Below are 17,148 nucleotides of genomic sequence, written 5' to 3' on the forward strand. Positions count from 1 at the left end.
GACTTTAGTCGTTTATCTTGTTTTGGAGGATATTTCATCTTGAAACCTGCACGTACTCGTGTTGCCCCATCACCAACGGGACATATGCATGTCGCTACTGCGCGTGTTGCGCTCTATTGTTACTTGCTCGCCAAAAAAACGGGCGGACAGTTTATTCTTCGCATCGAAGATACGGATGTCCAACGTACCGTTCCGGGTGCCGAACAGGAACTCATGGACGGTCTCCATTGGTTGGGCTTGGATTACGACGAAGGCCCTGATATCGGCGGCCCGCATGGCCCCTATCGCCAGACCGATCGCAGGGAGATCTACCAGTCATATGCCAAGACACTTGTAGGTAAAGGACATGCGTATCCGTGTTTCTGTACACCGGACCGTTTGGAAAAAGTGCGACAGGAACAGATGAAGCGCAAAGAGAATCCCCACTACGATGGGACTTGTCGTGTCATCGATCCTGATGAGGCGGCGCGACGTGTGGCGAGTGGTGAAAAATATATTATCCGCTTCAAGATGCCGCACGAAGGCTCGACTGTGGCACACGATCACCTGCGTGGTGATATTGTCACGGAGAATCAACAACTCAACGACTACGTTCTGATGAAGACGGACGGCTTGCCTACATACCATCTTGCCGCTGCGGTGGATGACCATGAAATGGGTATTACACATGTCCTTCGCGGTTCTGAGTGGCTGGGCACATTCCCTTTGCACGTGCAAATCGTCCGTGCCTTTGGTTGGGAAGAACCAACTTGGGTTCATCTTTCAGTTTTCCTCAAGCCTAGTGGCAAGGGCAAACTCAGCAAACGCGATACATCCATTGCGATGAAGGATGGACATTCCGTTTTCATCAAGGATATGAATGAGCTTGGATATACACCCGAAGGAGTTCTGAATTGGATCGCACTCATGGGATGGGGAGTTGCGGAAGATGATGTGTTATCTCTCGATCAAATGATCGAGCGTTTCACCATCGACTCGTTGACTCCTTCACCGGCCGCGATTAACTTCCAAAAACTGGATCACTTCAACGGGACTCACATTCGCCTCATGACGAACGAGGAGCTGTCAGCCAGGATCAAGCCTTATTTTGTCAAAGCAGGCTTACCCGTCAATGATGAAGCGTTGCTCAAAGTCACACCGTTGATCCGCGAGCGACTCGTCACTTTGGATGATTGTCTCGCGTTTGCAAGTTTCTTCTTTCAGGAAAATGTCGAACCGAATCCCGTTGATTTGGTCGCAAAAGGACTCGATGCGAAGCAGTCCGCAGAGATCGCGCGCAAGACCCTTGAGATTTTGTCTGGGTTACCCGACGTGACTCATACAATAGCCGAGCCACCGATGCGTGCCTACGTAGAGGGGAGTGGGTTGAACGCGGGGCAGGTCTTTGGTATTTTGCGTGTGGCCGTGACGGGACAGAAGGTCAGCCCGCCGTTGTTTGAGTCGATGGAGATCATTGGGAGGGGGAAGGTGCTGAAACGGCTGACGAAGGCCGTGGAGATTTTGGAAAAGATGTAAAAAGTAAACCGCCTGCTCAAATGGAGCGGGCGGTTTTTGATTAAAGGGTCTTGCGGGTCTTGCGGGGGTTGCGTCTTTGTTTGCGTGGCAGGGATCTTCTTCTTGGGCTTGACCAGCGTTCATACTTGCGCCATAGTCTACGCGAGATTTCGCCGGTCATAGTGGCGATGCGTTCTTCGTTCTTCTCGTTGATATTCATGCCTTTGCGCGTAAGCACCCAGTCGAAGATCAGGTGCTGGACCTCGTGCGCGACCAGTTCGTGCGCCATGGGGGAGAAGTTCAACTCGCTCAGGTAGATATACCCGAACAGTCCCTGACGCTGTTTTCTGGTCTCAGCCGCAATGTAATAGGCGTGACACTGGTTCTTACGCTTGAAGTAGGCTGGGTCTTTGGCCACGAAGATGTTGACCCACTGCTTATTCTGATTGAAATAGACACGGAAAGCCGGTTTTGACATTTAGGTGCCTCACTTATGGGGTTTGGGGTGCGGCACATTATATGACCAATTTTTGGCGAGGGATAAATTCTTTAACGTTAACGATTTTTTTTGTAATAATTGACAGGCAAGGGGTCAGTAAGCGGCCTTTTGGTTTGCGCGTAGGAAAAATCTGGCGCACGACTGATGTGTATTGCTCTTCAAAAGAAGCAAGTTATGGCAAATTTCGTGACTTTTTATAATCGATCGAATACGCCATAATGTTCAACCCCGATATGGAAACAGTTAACTCCCGTGTTTTGATACCAGCATCTGCCGGGATGGTTTCCATGGCTTCTTTGGTGACAAGAATTTCTCTTGCCGCGGCAAGATCCTCTCCAAGTTTTGATGCGCGGTTTACGGCGTCACCAAAACAATCTTCACCGTTTATGACCAATATCTTTCCATAATCAATGCCACAAGAAATATAGATATCCAGATCATCGGATGTCATCAGGTTGGATGCTTCGAATGCGTGTTGCATCGCAATCGCCGCGTTGACCGCTGATAGGGAGTCGGGGAAGGTGGCGAAGCAATTATCCGCCTCGTATTTGATCATGCTTCCATTGTATGATTTGACGATGGGTTCCGTGGTCAACTGCATGCGCTTGACCATCGAAAGATAATGAACAATGCCGTATTTGCGTGTCAGCATCGAGAAACCAGACATATCGAGCACAAAGACCGCCCGCTCCATACCGTATTCCAGCCATAGTTCTGTTTCAATGCGCCGACGCAGATCCATATCTTCGGCTTGTGAGAAATTGAGAAGGAGACCTTGAAATTTTTCGGACGGTTTGCTTGTCATGGTTACCTCTTTATATGCGGATTATAGCCGAAGAGTTTCGAGGCGAGGGTGCGTCGCACCTATGGTGAAATATCAGATATCGCCCGGCTCGTCTGCCATTCGCACGATGCGCGGCGTAAATTTGCCGATCACATCTACGAGGTCGTTTTGCGCGGCGATAACCTGCTCGATCCGTTTGTAAGCTTGCGGGGACTCATCAAGGCCGCCGCCCAGCAACGTGACATTATTCTCTTTGAGATACGTGTCCCGCGCCGATTTGCTAATCGAGTTCAGCGCGGCCTTGCGGCTCATCAACCTACCCGCTCCATGCGAGGCTGAAGAAAGAGAGTTTCCTTCGCCTTTGCCTCTCACTACGTACCCTGAGTCGCCCATCGAGCCTGGGATGACTCCCAGTACGCCTTCGCCTGCCGGTGTCGCTCCCTTTCTGTGGACGATCACATTACGCCCATCTGGCAGGGATTCGTTCCATGCAAAGTTGTGGTGATTTTCCACCACAGCAACTTCTTTGAGACCAACTGCCGCGGCGACACGTTTGTGGATGATGTAGTGATTCGCCGAAGCGAACCTCCCAGCCAGTTCCATCGAAAGCCAGTATTCTTGTCCATCTTCTGAATCGAGATTGAGCCAGGCTAGGTGTTTCACGCTTTTGTCGAGGTCAGAGTGCTTTTCCATCGCCAGTTTGCTGAATCGGTCAGCGATCTTTGCGCCCACACCTCGTGAACCGCTGTGTGAGAGCAGTGCAAGGTATGAACCAGGCTCCAACCCAAACATAGATTCCTGCAACTCGAACGATCCCCACTCCACAAAGTGGTTGCCTGTTCCGCTTGTGCCAAGTTGATTCATGGCGGTATCTTTCAACGTCTTTAACTGACGGGTTGCGAACCAGGCTTCATCGTCCAGCACTTCGTGTTGCGCCCGTTTATTGCCTGTCCATTTGGCGCCCATTCCGAAGGCGGTTTCATCCCAGAGTGCCTTCTCGAACAAGCCTTTCTTTTGTCCGAGCAAATACGGCGATACCTCGTAAATAGATAGTCTCATTCGGCAGGCAATGTCAACTCCTACCGCATACGGGATGACTGTGTTCTCTGTTGCCAGTACGCCGCCGATGGGAAGTCCGTACCCGACGTGCGCGTCGGGCATCAATGCGCCAGCCACAGTGACCGGTAAGCGCATGGCGTTGTTCATTTGGGAGACAGCCTCACGATCAATATACTCCTCTCCCCAGATCGGGAAGGGGAGAGGAGCGTCCCGTAATTCGTCTACGGGTGTTTCATCTTTTTGAGTAGTGCGGATACATTCACGAGCCAGGTCGGCGAAAGCGGGGTTGGTGAGAAAATTGCCCGGGTTTTGCCGAACGGCATTCAGTTGAGTCAAAACCGTTTCGCGTTCCAATCCATTTTCGATCAACTTGTTCCCAGTATCTTTTGCGATGCCGATGATCTTGCCGTCAGGCCAATTGTCTAATTTAAGGATTTTTCCTGTGATGATGTCCATGTCTTCCTCTTGTTGATGGACGATTTATCGTCCATTCTCTTCCATTTTCCATAACTCGCGCATTTCCTGGCTTGACACGAGTAATTCGTCCAGTGTGCCTTCCGATTCTACTCTGCCATCCTTCAGCAAGATGATGTGATCGGCGCGTTTCAATAGTGAGCGACGATGGGAGACGACCAGGCAGGTCATTTTGTCTGTTGACGAAAAGATTCGCTCCCAAAGTTGACGTTCCGTTTCAACGTCCAATGCGCTGGAGAGGTCGTCAAAAACAACCAGTTCAGGTTCACGGATGAACATGCGCGCCGCTGCGGTTCGCTGTACCTGCCCGCCGGAAAGTTTGACACCGCGTGCACCGACCATTGTTTCGAGGTTGTCGTCAAGTTGTTCGAGGTCACGATCCATGACGGCCAGTTTGGCGGCTTTATAAATTTCGTTGTCGCTTTTGTTCATGCCGAGCAACACATTGTTTCGTAAGGTGTTGCTGAACAGACGTGGGACCTGTGCCGTGTATGCACAACGCGGCGGGACAAAGAAATTTCCAGGCTCATTGATGACCATATCGTTCCACTGAATTGTGCCGGAGTCCATCGGGAGCAGACCTAGTAATGTTCGTAGTAACGTTGTTTTGCCGGACCCAATTCGACCTGTGATGATAGTCAGTGAGCCGCGTTTGAGTTTGAGAGAAACGTTTTCGATGCCGTTGACTGAATCAGGGTAGTGAAAGGTCAATTGTTCAGCGGTCAATTCGCTCAGCCGGTCTGAGGCGGTTTTTGCAGGATAGGTCACTTCGGGTAAAGGGCCTTCCAGATCCACTTTGCTAATTTCGACGAGCGCGTCCAACGGGGCATTTTCCATGAGACGGTACATGCGTTTGACGGAGACGTTCAGTTGTTTGTAGCGCGCCCATAACATACCACCAAAGGTTGTGAGGTCGCCCATGCTTTGAAGCAAATAAACGAACAGAGAAAAATCACCGAGGGTGAAATTGCCCGAACGCATGGATTGACCGACCAGCACAAGGATCACACCTGTACCCAGTGTGGATGTATTTCGATAGAGCGAGCCGAGCACTTCGTCGAATAGTTTTTCGCGAACAGTTAATACGCGGCGCTCATCGTTGATGCGATGGAAATGAGCGATGATGTTCTTCTCGGCGGTCGCCACTTTCACGGCCTGCACTGCGCCGAAGAATTCACCAATGAACCCGGTGACCTTTCCTGCGGCCTGCCGCGATGCACGGCGATAATGTTCGATGCGGTTGGTGGCTATATTTGCAATGACGCCGACAATAACAAGCGGGATCATCGCCATGACGGTGACCGACGGGCTGATCTGAGTCATCAGGTAAATGGAATAGGCAACGATGAGCAGGCCGACCATAATATCGTTGACGAGGATCACAAATAACGGAATCTGATCCACGTCCGTTTTGAAGCGGCTGACTGCCTCACCGGGCGAATCGGGCAATTGGGATGCGCCGGGGCGATTCAAAATATGCTTTAACAAATTTTTACGGAGCAATGTGTTCATATCTGAAAAGATCGGCACATCGGCATAATAAAAACCGTAACTTGCAAGTACACGCCCAAGCCATGAGGCGGCCAAAAATACGACGATCGCCCAGATGCCGAAAGTGAGTTGTGCCTCGCCGGTGATCATATCGAAGAAAGCTTTGATGATGAGCGCAGGTGCGACTTGCCAGCAGAAACGGATAAGCGAAACGGATAACAAATCTATCACCCACAGCCAGAAGCGAAAACGAATCATTTCTGCGATCACTTTCCATGCAGGCAGGGACGGGATATTCATTTCATTTGAGTCGAGCGTTGTTTCAGTCATTCTATTTCCTTTGTGCGGGCGAGACAATTTCGTCCTTGCACACTAGGCCAACACTTCTTCCATGCCGGTTTGTAGTAATTGATAAAACCTTGATTCGGGTTTTGATGCCAGCGTGTTGCGATTTCCATATTCCAGTACATTGCCTTTTTCCAGGATCAAGATGTCATCGGCGCGGTGCAATGTATCCAGTTTGTGGGCGATAATGATGGCGGTGCGGCCTTTGAGAAGCTTATCGATGGCATGCTCCAGTTTTTGTTCGGTGGCTGGATCGAGACGGGATGACGCTTCGTCTAAGATCACCAGACCTGGATCTTTCAGGAAGACTCGTGTGAAAGCGAGTAATTGCGCCTCTCCAGCTGACAATGATCTTGATCCTGTTTCGAGTTCAGAGTCCAAACCTTTGGGCAGGCTTCGGAACCAGTCACCGAGTTCGAGTTCTTCGAGCGTGGCGATGATCTTTTCATCGGATATCGTGCGATCGAAAAAGGTCAAATTGTCGCGGATGCTTGCGCGAAAAAGTTGCACGTCTTGTGTGACAATGGCGATATTGCGTCGCAGTGATTCCAGACGGATATCATATAAATTTTTGTTGTTGATCTTGACCTGTCCTTTGTGGACATCGTATAAACCAAAAATCAATCGTCCAATGGTGGTTTTGCCACTGCCGGTGCGGCCGAGAAGCCCGAGAACAGAACCAGGTTTGATGTCGAAAGAGATGCGGGTGAGAACTGGGTCAGTGCTGTTGTTTCCTTCGGGAATGACATAGGAAAAGGTCACATCATCGAACGTCAGTGCCAAGGGATGAGATCCGATGTCTGTTTTGTCGCTTCGATTTTGCTCTGGTTTGAACGCCCGAAATTCGGTTAAACGTTCCACGCAGGCACCGATGGTCTGAAAGCTTTCGATCTCATGGGTCATTGCCCAAAAAGGTTCCTCAAGCAGGTTAATGTAATGCACGAAGAGATACACCGTGCCTATGGTGACAATGCCAGTTGTAAAAAGCCAGTATCCGCTAGTGATGGCAAGCAATGTACCGAGCGTGAGTGCCAATCCCATGGCGTTTTCGATGATCCAGCGTTTGAAATGTGATTTACGGTTGTGGACTAATATCTCGCCTTGATATCGGTGGAGTTCGCGAATAGAAAAATCCACAGCGCCGCTGGAGCGAATATCTTCTGTGCCAGAGAGTTGTTCTTCGATGAAACCATAATATTGTGCTTCGGCTTCACGTCTCGCTTTTTGATGTGGCACGGCAATATCTTTTACTTTGCCAAGAATGAATATGGTGAGGAAAGAATAAACTGTGAACGCGAGACCAATTCGCCAATCTTCGATAAACAATGCAACGAGAATCCCGATCAGAAGTAAACCGTTTGCAATTAAGTTCAAAGCAAATTGCGAAAAGAAGGTCGCCAGTTCGGTGACATCACCATCGATGCGCTCGATCAACTCTCCGGGGGTGTGGTCGTTGTGAAATTTCATATCGAGGTGCAAGGTATGTTCAGCAAGCTCAGCGCGCAAGGCATTGGTGGCCGTCCATGAAACGTTTTCGCCAAGCCATGTGACGCCAATTGCGACAACCTGTTGGGTCAGGGCAATACTGATAAAGGCAATCGCGGTCCAGGTAAGCGCGGATAATTCTTCGCCAGCCAATGCTTTGTCAATAAATTGACGCATAATTTGTGGGGCAAAGATTTTAAGACCGATACTGCCGAAGAGCATGATAGCAAGCAGGGTGAACTGTCTTTTTTGCGGGCGGATATGCTCGGCAAGGAGATTCCAGTATGATTTGAATGAAATGTTCATCGTTTCACCATGAAGGTTGTAAAGGAGTAAGAATAAAAAAACACGGCGCATTGTGCGCCGTGTTTTTGAGAACACAGAAGGGATACCGTTATGGACGGTAAATAGGCGCACTTCGAGATGGATCAAAAGTATGTAGTTTACGAGCTATTCGTTCAAGCAATACCATTGGCAGTGCGCCTCCTTTATCTTTAGAATTTAATTGCTTTTGCAGTCTACATGGGATGGGAAGGAATTGTCAAGGTTATTTAGCCTTCTTTTCCAACTTTGCCCATGTGTCTTTCAGGTTTACCGTCAGGTTGAAGACGGCTTTTGCGTCAGTGGAGTCTCGGTCAACGCAAAAGTATCCGAGGCGTTCAAACTGGTAACGTGAGCCAACCTCGGGCGTGGAAAGAAGCGGCTCTACATATCCAGTAAGAGTCTCTAATGAGTTTGGATTCAAACATGCAAGGAATCCCTCTTCGCCTTCTTCAGGGTCTTCTTTTGTGAAGAGGCGGTCATACATGCGGATCTCCGCTTCTTTGGCGTGCGCCGCAGAGACCCAGTGGATCGTAGACTTAACCTTGCGCCCATCGGGCGAGTCGCCACCTTTGGTCGCTGGATCGTAGGTTGCATGAACCTCGATCACTTCACCCGCATCGTCTTTCACCACGTGCGTGCATTTGATGAAGTAGGCATAACGCAGGCGCACTTCGTTGCCGGGGAAAAGACGGTAATACTTCGGCGGTGGCGTTTCGCGGAAATCGTCCTGCTCGATATAAATAACCTTCGAGAACGGGACTTTGCGTGTGCCCGCATTCGGGTCTTCGGGGTTGTTGACCGCTTCCATCTCTTCGGTGAGGTCATCAGGATAATTATCGATGACGACCTTTAGCGGGCGAATCACTGCCATGCGTCGCAAAGAATTTTTGTTGAGGTCTTCGCGCACACACGCTTCGAGAAGTGAAACGTCGCTCACACTGTAATTCTTAGCTACACCCACACGGCGGATGAATTCGAGAATCGCCTCCGCTGTGTATCCGCGCCGGCGCATCGCGCGTAGGGTTGGCATACGCGGGTCGTCCCAGCCGCTCACAACTTTTTCTTCCACGAGGCGGCGAAGTTTGCGCTTGCTCATTACGGTATAGGTCATGTTCAAACGCGCAAACTCGATCTGCCTTGGCTTGAACACCCCTAACTGCTCGGGGAACCACTCGTACAAGGGACGATGATCTTCGTATTCGAGTGAACACAAAGAGTGCGTGATGCCTTCCATCGAGTCGTTCTGTCCGTGTGCCCAATCGTACATGGGGTAGATGTTCCACTTGTTGCCTGTGCGGTGATGAGGCGGCTCATGGATAATGCGGTACATGGCCGGGTCACGCATGTTGATGTTTGGGTGTGCCATATCGATCTTGGCACGTAGAATTCGCGAGCCATCGGGGAACTCACCGTTCTTCATGCGTTCGAGCAAGTCCATGTTCTCTTCGACATCACGGTCGCGATATGGCGAATTCTTGCCGGGCTCGGTCAGTGTTCCGCGATTTGCACGTACTTCATCAGGCGTCTGGTCGTCCACGTACGCCTTGCCCATCAAGACCAATTTCTTGGCCCACTCATACAACTCGTCAAAGTAATCTGACGCGTACGTTACCTTAACCCACTCAATGCCAAGCCAGCGTGCATCATCTTCGATTGCTTCTACGTACTCAGTTTCTTCTTTGGCGGGGTTTGTGTCATCGAATCGCAAGATCAACTCACCGCCATTTTCCTTGGCGATAAGGTAATCGATCATGAACGCTTTGACGTGTCCGATATGCAAATAGCCGTTCGGCTCAGGTGGCAGACGTGTGCGGACGTAGTTGAAACGTCCGCTTTTCAGGTCTTCGATGACAGCCTCGCGGATAAAATCAGTTGGTTTGGATTCTTCTGGATTCATTCAATATGCCTTTATTTGGATTTTCACTCGCTTCAGTATTGGACCTCCAGCCTGCCACGGCCTCCCGGAACTTTTTCATGGCTGACGGAGTTTTCCTATTATAACAAACGCAATTCACGGTTGTATGGGTATAATCCATTACGGAGGCTGAAATGAGCGAATCAAACAACAAACAGGAAAAATTTTTTGGCGCATATTTTGAGCGTGATGGAGTGTTACGTCTTTCACGTTGGGCAGATGTGATTGCGTGGATTGTGCTGACGATCTCTATGTTATCTTGGATATTTTCAGTAATGCTTTTTGCTGCTCAATATTTCAACGGTTTATTTTTCGATAAGGGCATGGACTTTCTGAATGCTTTTAGTATTTTCAAGCCTTATTTTGTCGAGCCGTTACCAGGCATTTTCTATTTCTTCGGCTTGCAAGCTGTCTCAAAGGGGTTATTGATATTGCTTGATATAGAAGATAATACTCGCCGTGGCGCACGCAAATAAAACGACTTGCCCGCTCTCGTATCGCATGTTACAATACCGCCCGCTTGATTTAGTACTTAGGGGCTTATCTATAGCAAGATAGCTGACTCCAGATCAGCTAATAAGAATTGCGGGATCGTCTAATGGCAGGACATATCTCTCTGGAAGATAGAGTCGTGGTTCGAATCCACGTCCCGCAGCAACAAAAGGCTCCTCGAAAGGGAGCCTTTTTTATTTTATCTTGATATGTCCATGTAACACCATGAAATAACTTGAATTGACTTCTTTGGATACGTTATGCTTTTATTATGATGTATGATGTTATTTACATGAACATCTTTGTAACATAACGCATAAGTATAGCAATGGGGAATATCGCTGTTTATATTGAAGGTTGATGGAGGGTTATATGTTACCCATTAGGGTGATTTATATTAATGTCAAGTTAATAGATTTTTTAAGGAAAACGCTCCTTGACTTGCTAGAAGGGATGTGAAATAATGTAAACGGTTACTGTAACCGTTTACATGACTATGAGAAAACGTTCTTCGTCTGTAACTATCCGTGATGTGGCTCAGCAGGCTGGTGTCTCTGTGGCTACGGTAAGTCGTTATATTAACCGCAATGCTCCTGTTTCCCCTGAGGTTTCCGACCGTTTGGAACATGTCATGACCGAACTTAAGTATGTTCCTCATGCTGCTGCCCGCCATTTGGCAAGCCGAAAGACCCGAGTTATTGGCCTTTTATTGAATAATTTACATAACGACTTTTTCGTTCCTTTATTAAATGGCGTTGAAGCTGTGATTCGTGAAAAAGGATATAATCTCATCGTGGCGACTTATCATGCGGATAGCCGTAAGGATATGACCCCTCCCATTGGACCTCATAACACTGATGGGTTGCTGATTTTTTCAGATGGGTTGATCGACGAAGACCTTGCGCGATTACACGATAGTGGCTTTCCAATGGTATTGGTTCACCGCACACCTCCCTCATTTCTACCTATTCCCAGTGTAACAGTTGAAAACGTGGCAATTACTCATCAATTAATTGACCACCTTATTAAGGTCCATGGCAAGCGACGTATTCTTTTCTTGCGGGGGCCACTTCACCAGGAAGATTCTATTCGCCGTGAGACTGGGTACAGGTCTGCTTTGCAGGCAAATGGAATTCCTTTTGATGACAATTTAGTACTTAATGGAGATTTCGAACGCGATATCGCCTACCAAGTTTTGAGTAAGTTTCTCGAAAATGGCAAGCGGGTCGCGTTCGATGCTGTATTCACAGGTGATGATGATGCGGCGATCGGTGTTTTGATCGCTCTACAAAAGCATAATATCAAAGTGCCTGATGATGTTGCAGTTGTAGGATTTGATGATCTTGGTTTTGCTCCGTTCTTGAGTCCTCCGTTGACAACGGTTCGGGCGCCAACCGAGACTGTTGGACGAATCGCAACGGAAAGAATGTTTAGTTTGTTGGAAAGTCATGTTTCCGAAGAAGTTGTAGTTCTTCCAACTGAAATTATTTATCGGCGCTCATGTGGTTGTAATGCTTGAGTAAATCTCTGTAAAGGAGGTGAGGCCCTTAGTAATAAGTCGTATTGAAAATGTAAATGTAATACCGTCGAATCCAAAATTCTAGTATGAGGAGAAAACTCACCATGAAGAAACTTTTGTACGTTCTGTCTGCGTTGATCATCGCCTCGATGATGCTCGCAGCATGTGGTGGCGGCGCAACACCGACACCTGTGACAATCGTCGAAACCCAGATTGTTAAAGAAACCCAGGTTGTTGAAGTCCCCGCCACAGATAACAGTGGCATGACAGCTGATGGCAAGGTCTTGATCCGCTGGAGCGTTGGTGCCGGTACCGGTGCTGACCCCGCTCAGATCCCGATCGAAAACGAAGTTGTGGCTGACTTCAATGCTTCCCAGGACAAAATCAAGTTGGTCCTCGAAGTTATCCCGAACGCTTCCGCTCAGGACACACTCGCGACTGAATTCGCCGCTAACGCTGGCCCCGATGTCGTTGGTCCTATCGGTTGGGTTGGTTCCAACACTTTCTACGGTCAGTGGCTGGACCTCGCTCCTTACCTCGAAGCTGCTAACTACGATTTCAGCAAGTTCGAACCCGCTTTGGTCAAGATGTACCAAACCGATCCGACTCAAGGAACTGTTGGTCTGCCCTTCGCTGTGTATCCTTCCGCTATCTATTACAACATCGGCTTGTTTGACGAAGCTGGTTTGAACTACCCGCCTGCCAAGTACGGCGACAAGTATGTCATGCCCGATGGTACAGAAGCTGAATGGAATTGGGAAACCCTCAAGACCGTAGCCCAGATGCTCACTATCGATAAGGCTGGTAAGAACGCTCTTGATGAAGGTTTTGACAAGACCGCCGTCGTACAATACGGCTTCACTTGGCAATGGGAAGACAAGCCCTCTTATTGGGGTTCTTTCTTCAAGTCCGGCCCCGATGAAACCTTCCTCGTTCCTGGTGGTTCCGCTGGTAGCTACGAAGCCCGCATCCCCGATGCTTGGAAGACCGCTTGGAAGTGGTACTATGAAGGCATGTGGGGCGCTCAGCCCTTCGTTCCGAATGGCGCCATCGAAGGCAGTGCTGATTTCAACAGTGGTAACTCCTTCGCCAGTGGCAAGATTGCTATGGCTGAATTACCCTCCTGGTACCTGTGCTGCGTAGGCGGTTTGAAAGATGCCGGCGGCAAATATGACTTCGGCGCCATGCCTGTGTTCTCTGATGGCAATGTTTATGGCCGCGTTGATGCAGACACCTTCCGCATTTGGAAGGGCACCAAGCACCCGCAGGAAGCTTTCGAAGTTATGACCTACCTCGTCGACACTGGTATCCAGAAGTTGGTTGTTGGTAGCGAAGGTCACCCCCCTGCATACGGCGCTATCCCCTCAGACAGCAGCCTCCGTGGACCTTGGCTTGAATCACAAAAAGCAGCCAACCCGTCTGTCACGAACTGGGACGTTCTGATCGAAGGTTTGAACTATCCTGATGCTCCGAGTGCTGAAGCTTACATGCCCAATATGAACGAAGCATGGCAGCGCACCGTCACATTCGGCAACCTTTTGAAGACCACCGAAGGTGTTGATATTGACAAGGAAAGCGAAACTTTGAAGACTGACCTCGCGGTCATTTTCAATAAGTAAAGTTTTTCGGTAACTAAAATGGGCGGGTCTAGTCATAGACCCGCCCATTAACACCGTACTAGGAGTGTTTTTATGGACCAACTAACACAATTAAGCAAATTACTTCCATCTCGTGGATCTCTTCGCGGTATGAAGCCATTGGCTCGGCGAGAGTTTAATAACGGGATGACCTTTATCTCTCCCTGGGTTTTTGGCTTTTTAGCATTTACGCTAATTCCAATAATCGCGACTCTATTCTTTACCTTTATTGATCTGAAGATTGCAGATGGTGTATTGAGCCCTCCTCAGTTCGTTGGCCTAAAGAATTATGAAACCTTGTTTAAAGATGGTCAAGTCTGGAATGCGCGTCCCAATTCTTCCCCCGGCTCCTTGTGGGTAACACTTCGTTTTGGACTTATTGCTTTGCCGATAGGCATATTATTTCCTTTGGGAATTGCTGTGTTAATGAACAGCCCGTATCTCATTGGGAAAAATTTCTTCCGTTCGCTTTTTTACATGCCTTATATTATTCCCTTTGTTGCCAGTGTCTTTTTGTGGGGCGGAGTGCTGAATTCTGAAAATGGCTGGATCAATCTTATTTTGTTGAACATGGGAATTCCAAAAGAAAATCTTCCCGGATGGGTTAATGACATTAACTGGGTATATCCTGCTTACGTGATCATGGGTATTTGGGGTATCGGTAATGCCATGTTGACCATGCTGGCAGGTATGCAGGGTGTTCCTACTGATTTATATGATGCAGCAAAAGTGGATGGTGCGAATGCTTTTCAGAGTTTCTGGAATGTTACATTCCCCATGATCTCCCCTGTAATTTTCTATAATCTGGTGCTTAACGTCGTTGGTTTATTTCAGTACTTCCTTGTGCCGTTGGTAATCAATGCGGGTACGGGCAATCCTGGCGGTGCAACCATGTTCTATAACCTATACCTATATAAGACATTTTTTGGTAACCAAAACATGTCTTATGGTTCAACACTCGCCTGGTTGTTGTTTATGGTCATCCTTCTCGTTACGATAGTCTTGTTCTGGTCGGCACGCTTTTGGGTGTACTACGCTAGTGAAAACCCCTAGAGAGGAAACTGTATCATGAACTTCCTAAAAAAGACTAAGGTTAGAAACGGACTCAATAGTGTCTTTGTCACAGTTTTTACAACTGCGATATTGGCCCTTTTCCTTATGCCGTTCTTGTATATGGCGTTGACATCTTTAAAAACACAGTCACAGATCGCTGTTTTGGGCTCGCCAATCTACCCTGCGGCAATTCCTACTGTTGTATATAACGGTGAAAACACTGGTACATACACCTTTAAAGTAACAAAAGGTGGGATGCAAGCCAATCAAATTGTTGATATGAATAAGTATGCAGGCAAAGAATTGGAAGTTTATACTGTCCCATTTAAGGAGACTGGTGAAACTCGTGAATTAGCTCTGCTTATTGGGTTTCAGAAAGAAGCGATCTTTATTGATCATAAAAACCCGAGTGCAGACCCAATTCTTTGGAACGAGGGATACTACAAGGCATTGAAGCGTCCATGGATATTTTCTCCCACGTGGTCAAACTACTCTAAGGTATGGACACAGATCGAGTTCCCGCGTCTTTTGGGAAACACGATGTTTTATGCCTTTGTCAGTGCTATTGGCGCTGTAATTTCTGCCATCATTGTAGCGTTCGGTTTTTCGCGCTTCCGTTTCCCTGGGCGTGATTTCCTGTTCGTCGTAATGATCGCCACCATTTTTCTTCCTGGTGCAGTAACCATCATCCCTACTTTTACATTCTGGACTCAGTTAACAAGGCTTGGTTTAGGAATAGGGACGGGTACCTGGTGGCCCTTGATCCTTCCGCACTTCTTCTCCAATGCTTATAACGTTTTCCTGCTCCGCCAGTTCTTTATGACACTTCCGCGTGAGTTGGATGAAGCGGCAATGATTGATGGTGCAAGCCCATTGCGCATTCTTTGGTCGGTGATTATTCCGCAATCCTATCCTGCTATTGTTGCCGTCTCGATTTTCCACATTGTATTTGCGTGGAATGACTTCTTTAGCCCGTTGATTTATCTGGCTTCCAAGCCGGAACTTCAGCCGGTTTCAGTTGCGTTGGCTCGTTACAATACCAATTACGCCACATACCCGCAGTATATTCAGGCGGGAGCTCTTATGGCGCTCATCATTCCGTTGTTCCTTTTTGTCGTGGCTCAACGTTTCTTTATTCAAGGTATTGTTATTACCGGCGTCGATAAGTAATGCAAATGCGAAAAGGCTATCAAAACGATTACAGACTGGCGTATTTTGCCAGTCTCGTAATCGTTTTGATTTTAGCTGCATGCCAAGGTACACTTGCTCCAGAAACTGAGCCAAGTTCATTGCCATCTGCAACAGCGACTCCTCCAGAAAACGTCTTTTGGATCGATCCATCTCAAGATCAAGGTGAAGTTGGTAAATTTGTATTAGGAGCCAATCACGGACCTTGGACAGACTTGGGTGTGGCCAATCTTGAACCCACCAAGGCATTAGGCCTTGCGTTTCTTAGGTGGCCAGGTGGAAACTGGGGTGACCAAAACGATGTTCAGACCTATCAGATTGATAATTACATTCTTCAGGCACGGATGCTGGGTACTGAACCAAGCATTACAGTTCGTTTGTTGAATGGTACACCTGAACAGGCTGCTGAAATTGTTCGTTATACCAACGTTGAAAAGGGATATGGGGTTAAATACTGGAGCATTGGCAACGAGCCTGACCTGTTTGTCCTCAGAGATAGTGTTTGGACGCCAGAGTATTACGCAAACCGATGGCGCGAGTTTGCCGTGGCGATGAGAGCCGTAGACCCATCGATACAGTTGTACGGCCCGGAAATATCGGCCTTTCTTGGTGATGCTGATTATTACGATCCACGGGAATATATTTATGTGGATTCTGTCAAACTGGATATCACCAAGCGCGATTATTTGACCGAGTTCCTCAAAGTGAATATTGATCTTGTGGATATTGTTGCAGTGCATCACTATCCCTTTCCAAAGAGCAACAGCGACAGCGTGCCAACTTGGGCGAATTTGCGTGATAACACACCTGAATGGGATCGCATTGTGCCCAACCTGCGCCGAATCATAAAAGAGACGACCGGCACAGAGAAACCTGTTGGTGTTACTGAATTTAATTCGAACGCTTCAGACGCAATAGGTTCTGAAACGTCGACTGACAGTTTTCTTAACGCGATCTGGCTGGCTGATGTTCTTGGACGTATGATTCGTACCCAGCCTGATGTTCTTGCCTATTGGTTGTTAAAGAATAATTACGCTGGGCATGGGTTAATGAGTTCTTTTGACTTGCGCCCTACGTACTATGTGTATCAACTGTATAAGCAGTTTGGCAACCAGTTGCTGATGGCAAGTTCCCCTGAAGAATATGTCTCTTTGTTTGCGGCCAAACGTGATGATGGTGCGGTGACAGCTATTTTTGTAAATCGCGGTGACCAGCCTGTCGACAAACCCCTTGAGATTGCAATGGGCGACGCGCTTAATCTGACAGATGTTTACCTGTTTGATGCAGAACATAACGCAGAAAAGATGGAACTGCCCTCTTTTGAAAACGGCGATGCGGTTCACTTGCCAGCGTATTCAGTGACATTGTATATCCTGAAATAACGAGAGA

The 17,148-nt window shown here is 48.1% G+C and carries 13 protein-coding genes and 1 tRNA gene; 8 read left to right on the forward strand and 6 right to left on the reverse strand.

All coding sequences use genetic code 11. The annotated features are described in order from the left end of the window. Positions 1 to 39 precede the first annotated feature (39 nt). Entirely contained in the window at positions 40 to 1,515 is a 1,476-nt protein-coding gene (locus tag IPP66_14395; GenBank protein ID MBK9926462.1) for a glutamate--tRNA ligase, read from the forward strand. Between the two features lie 40 nt (positions 1,516 to 1,555). Here IPP66_14395 and IPP66_14400 read toward each other — a convergent pair whose 3' ends face one another. The 6 genes from IPP66_14400 to IPP66_14425 all read right to left on the reverse strand — a co-directional run bounded on the left by IPP66_14400 (position 1,556) and on the right by IPP66_14425 (position 9,852). Then, positions 1,556 to 1,972, reverse strand: coding sequence for a hypothetical protein (locus tag IPP66_14400; GenBank protein MBK9926463.1), 417 nt, complete (start codon positions 1,970 to 1,972; stop codon positions 1,556 to 1,558). 193 nt (positions 1,973 to 2,165) lie between these two features. After that, positions 2,166 to 2,798 carry an adenylate/guanylate cyclase domain-containing protein gene (locus IPP66_14405; GenBank protein MBK9926464.1) on the reverse strand — a complete coding sequence of 211 codons (633 nt, stop codon included), beginning with the start codon at positions 2,796 to 2,798 and terminating at the stop codon, positions 2,166 to 2,168. 72 nt (positions 2,799 to 2,870) lie between these two features. After that, positions 2,871 to 4,292: an RtcB family protein gene (locus IPP66_14410; GenBank protein ID MBK9926465.1), complete on the reverse strand. Its 1,422-nt coding sequence runs from the start codon at positions 4,290 to 4,292 to the stop codon at positions 2,871 to 2,873. Positions 4,293 to 4,316: 24 nt separating this feature from the next. Further along, positions 4,317 to 6,131 carry an ABC transporter ATP-binding protein gene (locus tag IPP66_14415; protein ID MBK9926466.1) on the reverse strand — a complete coding sequence of 605 codons (1,815 nt, stop codon included), beginning with the start codon at positions 6,129 to 6,131 and terminating at the stop codon, positions 4,317 to 4,319. 42 nt (positions 6,132 to 6,173) lie between these two features. Then, positions 6,174 to 7,937: an ABC transporter ATP-binding protein gene (locus tag IPP66_14420; protein MBK9926467.1), complete on the reverse strand. Its 1,764-nt coding sequence runs from the start codon at positions 7,935 to 7,937 to the stop codon at positions 6,174 to 6,176. Positions 7,938 to 8,178: 241 nt separating this feature from the next. Continuing rightward, on the reverse strand, positions 8,179 to 9,852 hold the full coding sequence (locus IPP66_14425) for a glutamine--tRNA ligase/YqeY domain fusion protein (GenBank protein MBK9926468.1): 1,674 nt from the start codon (positions 9,850 to 9,852) through the stop codon (positions 8,179 to 8,181). A 152-nt stretch (positions 9,853 to 10,004) separates the two neighbouring features. Between IPP66_14425 and IPP66_14430 the strand changes: the two genes are divergently transcribed. From IPP66_14430 to IPP66_14460, 7 genes are all read left to right on the forward strand, one after another. Next, entirely contained in the window at positions 10,005 to 10,346 is a 342-nt protein-coding gene (locus tag IPP66_14430) for a hypothetical protein (protein MBK9926469.1), read from the forward strand. 108 nt (positions 10,347 to 10,454) lie between these two features. Further along, positions 10,455 to 10,525 (forward strand) — tRNA-Gln (locus IPP66_14435). Positions 10,526 to 10,858: 333 nt separating this feature from the next. Continuing rightward, positions 10,859 to 11,881 carry a LacI family DNA-binding transcriptional regulator gene (locus IPP66_14440; protein MBK9926470.1) on the forward strand — a complete coding sequence of 341 codons (1,023 nt, stop codon included), beginning with the start codon at positions 10,859 to 10,861 and terminating at the stop codon, positions 11,879 to 11,881. A 104-nt stretch (positions 11,882 to 11,985) separates the two neighbouring features. Further along, a complete protein-coding gene (locus IPP66_14445; GenBank protein MBK9926471.1) occupies positions 11,986 to 13,500 on the forward strand; it encodes an extracellular solute-binding protein in 1,515 nt (504 codons plus the stop codon). Positions 13,501 to 13,572: 72 nt separating this feature from the next. After that, on the forward strand, positions 13,573 to 14,571 hold the full coding sequence (locus IPP66_14450) for a sugar ABC transporter permease (GenBank protein ID MBK9926472.1): 999 nt from the start codon (positions 13,573 to 13,575) through the stop codon (positions 14,569 to 14,571). A 15-nt stretch (positions 14,572 to 14,586) separates the two neighbouring features. Continuing rightward, positions 14,587 to 15,741: a carbohydrate ABC transporter permease gene (locus tag IPP66_14455; GenBank protein MBK9926473.1), complete on the forward strand. Its 1,155-nt coding sequence runs from the start codon at positions 14,587 to 14,589 to the stop codon at positions 15,739 to 15,741. Then, on the forward strand, positions 15,741 to 17,141 hold the full coding sequence (locus IPP66_14460; GenBank protein MBK9926474.1) for a hypothetical protein: 1,401 nt from the start codon (positions 15,741 to 15,743) through the stop codon (positions 17,139 to 17,141). Before IPP66_14455 ends, IPP66_14460 begins: the two co-directional genes overlap by 1 nt. Positions 17,142 to 17,148: the final 7 nt, after the last annotated feature.

The organism is Candidatus Defluviilinea proxima (assembly GCA_016721115.1).
Lineage (GTDB): Bacteria > Chloroflexota > Anaerolineae > Anaerolineales > Villigracilaceae > Defluviilinea > Defluviilinea proxima.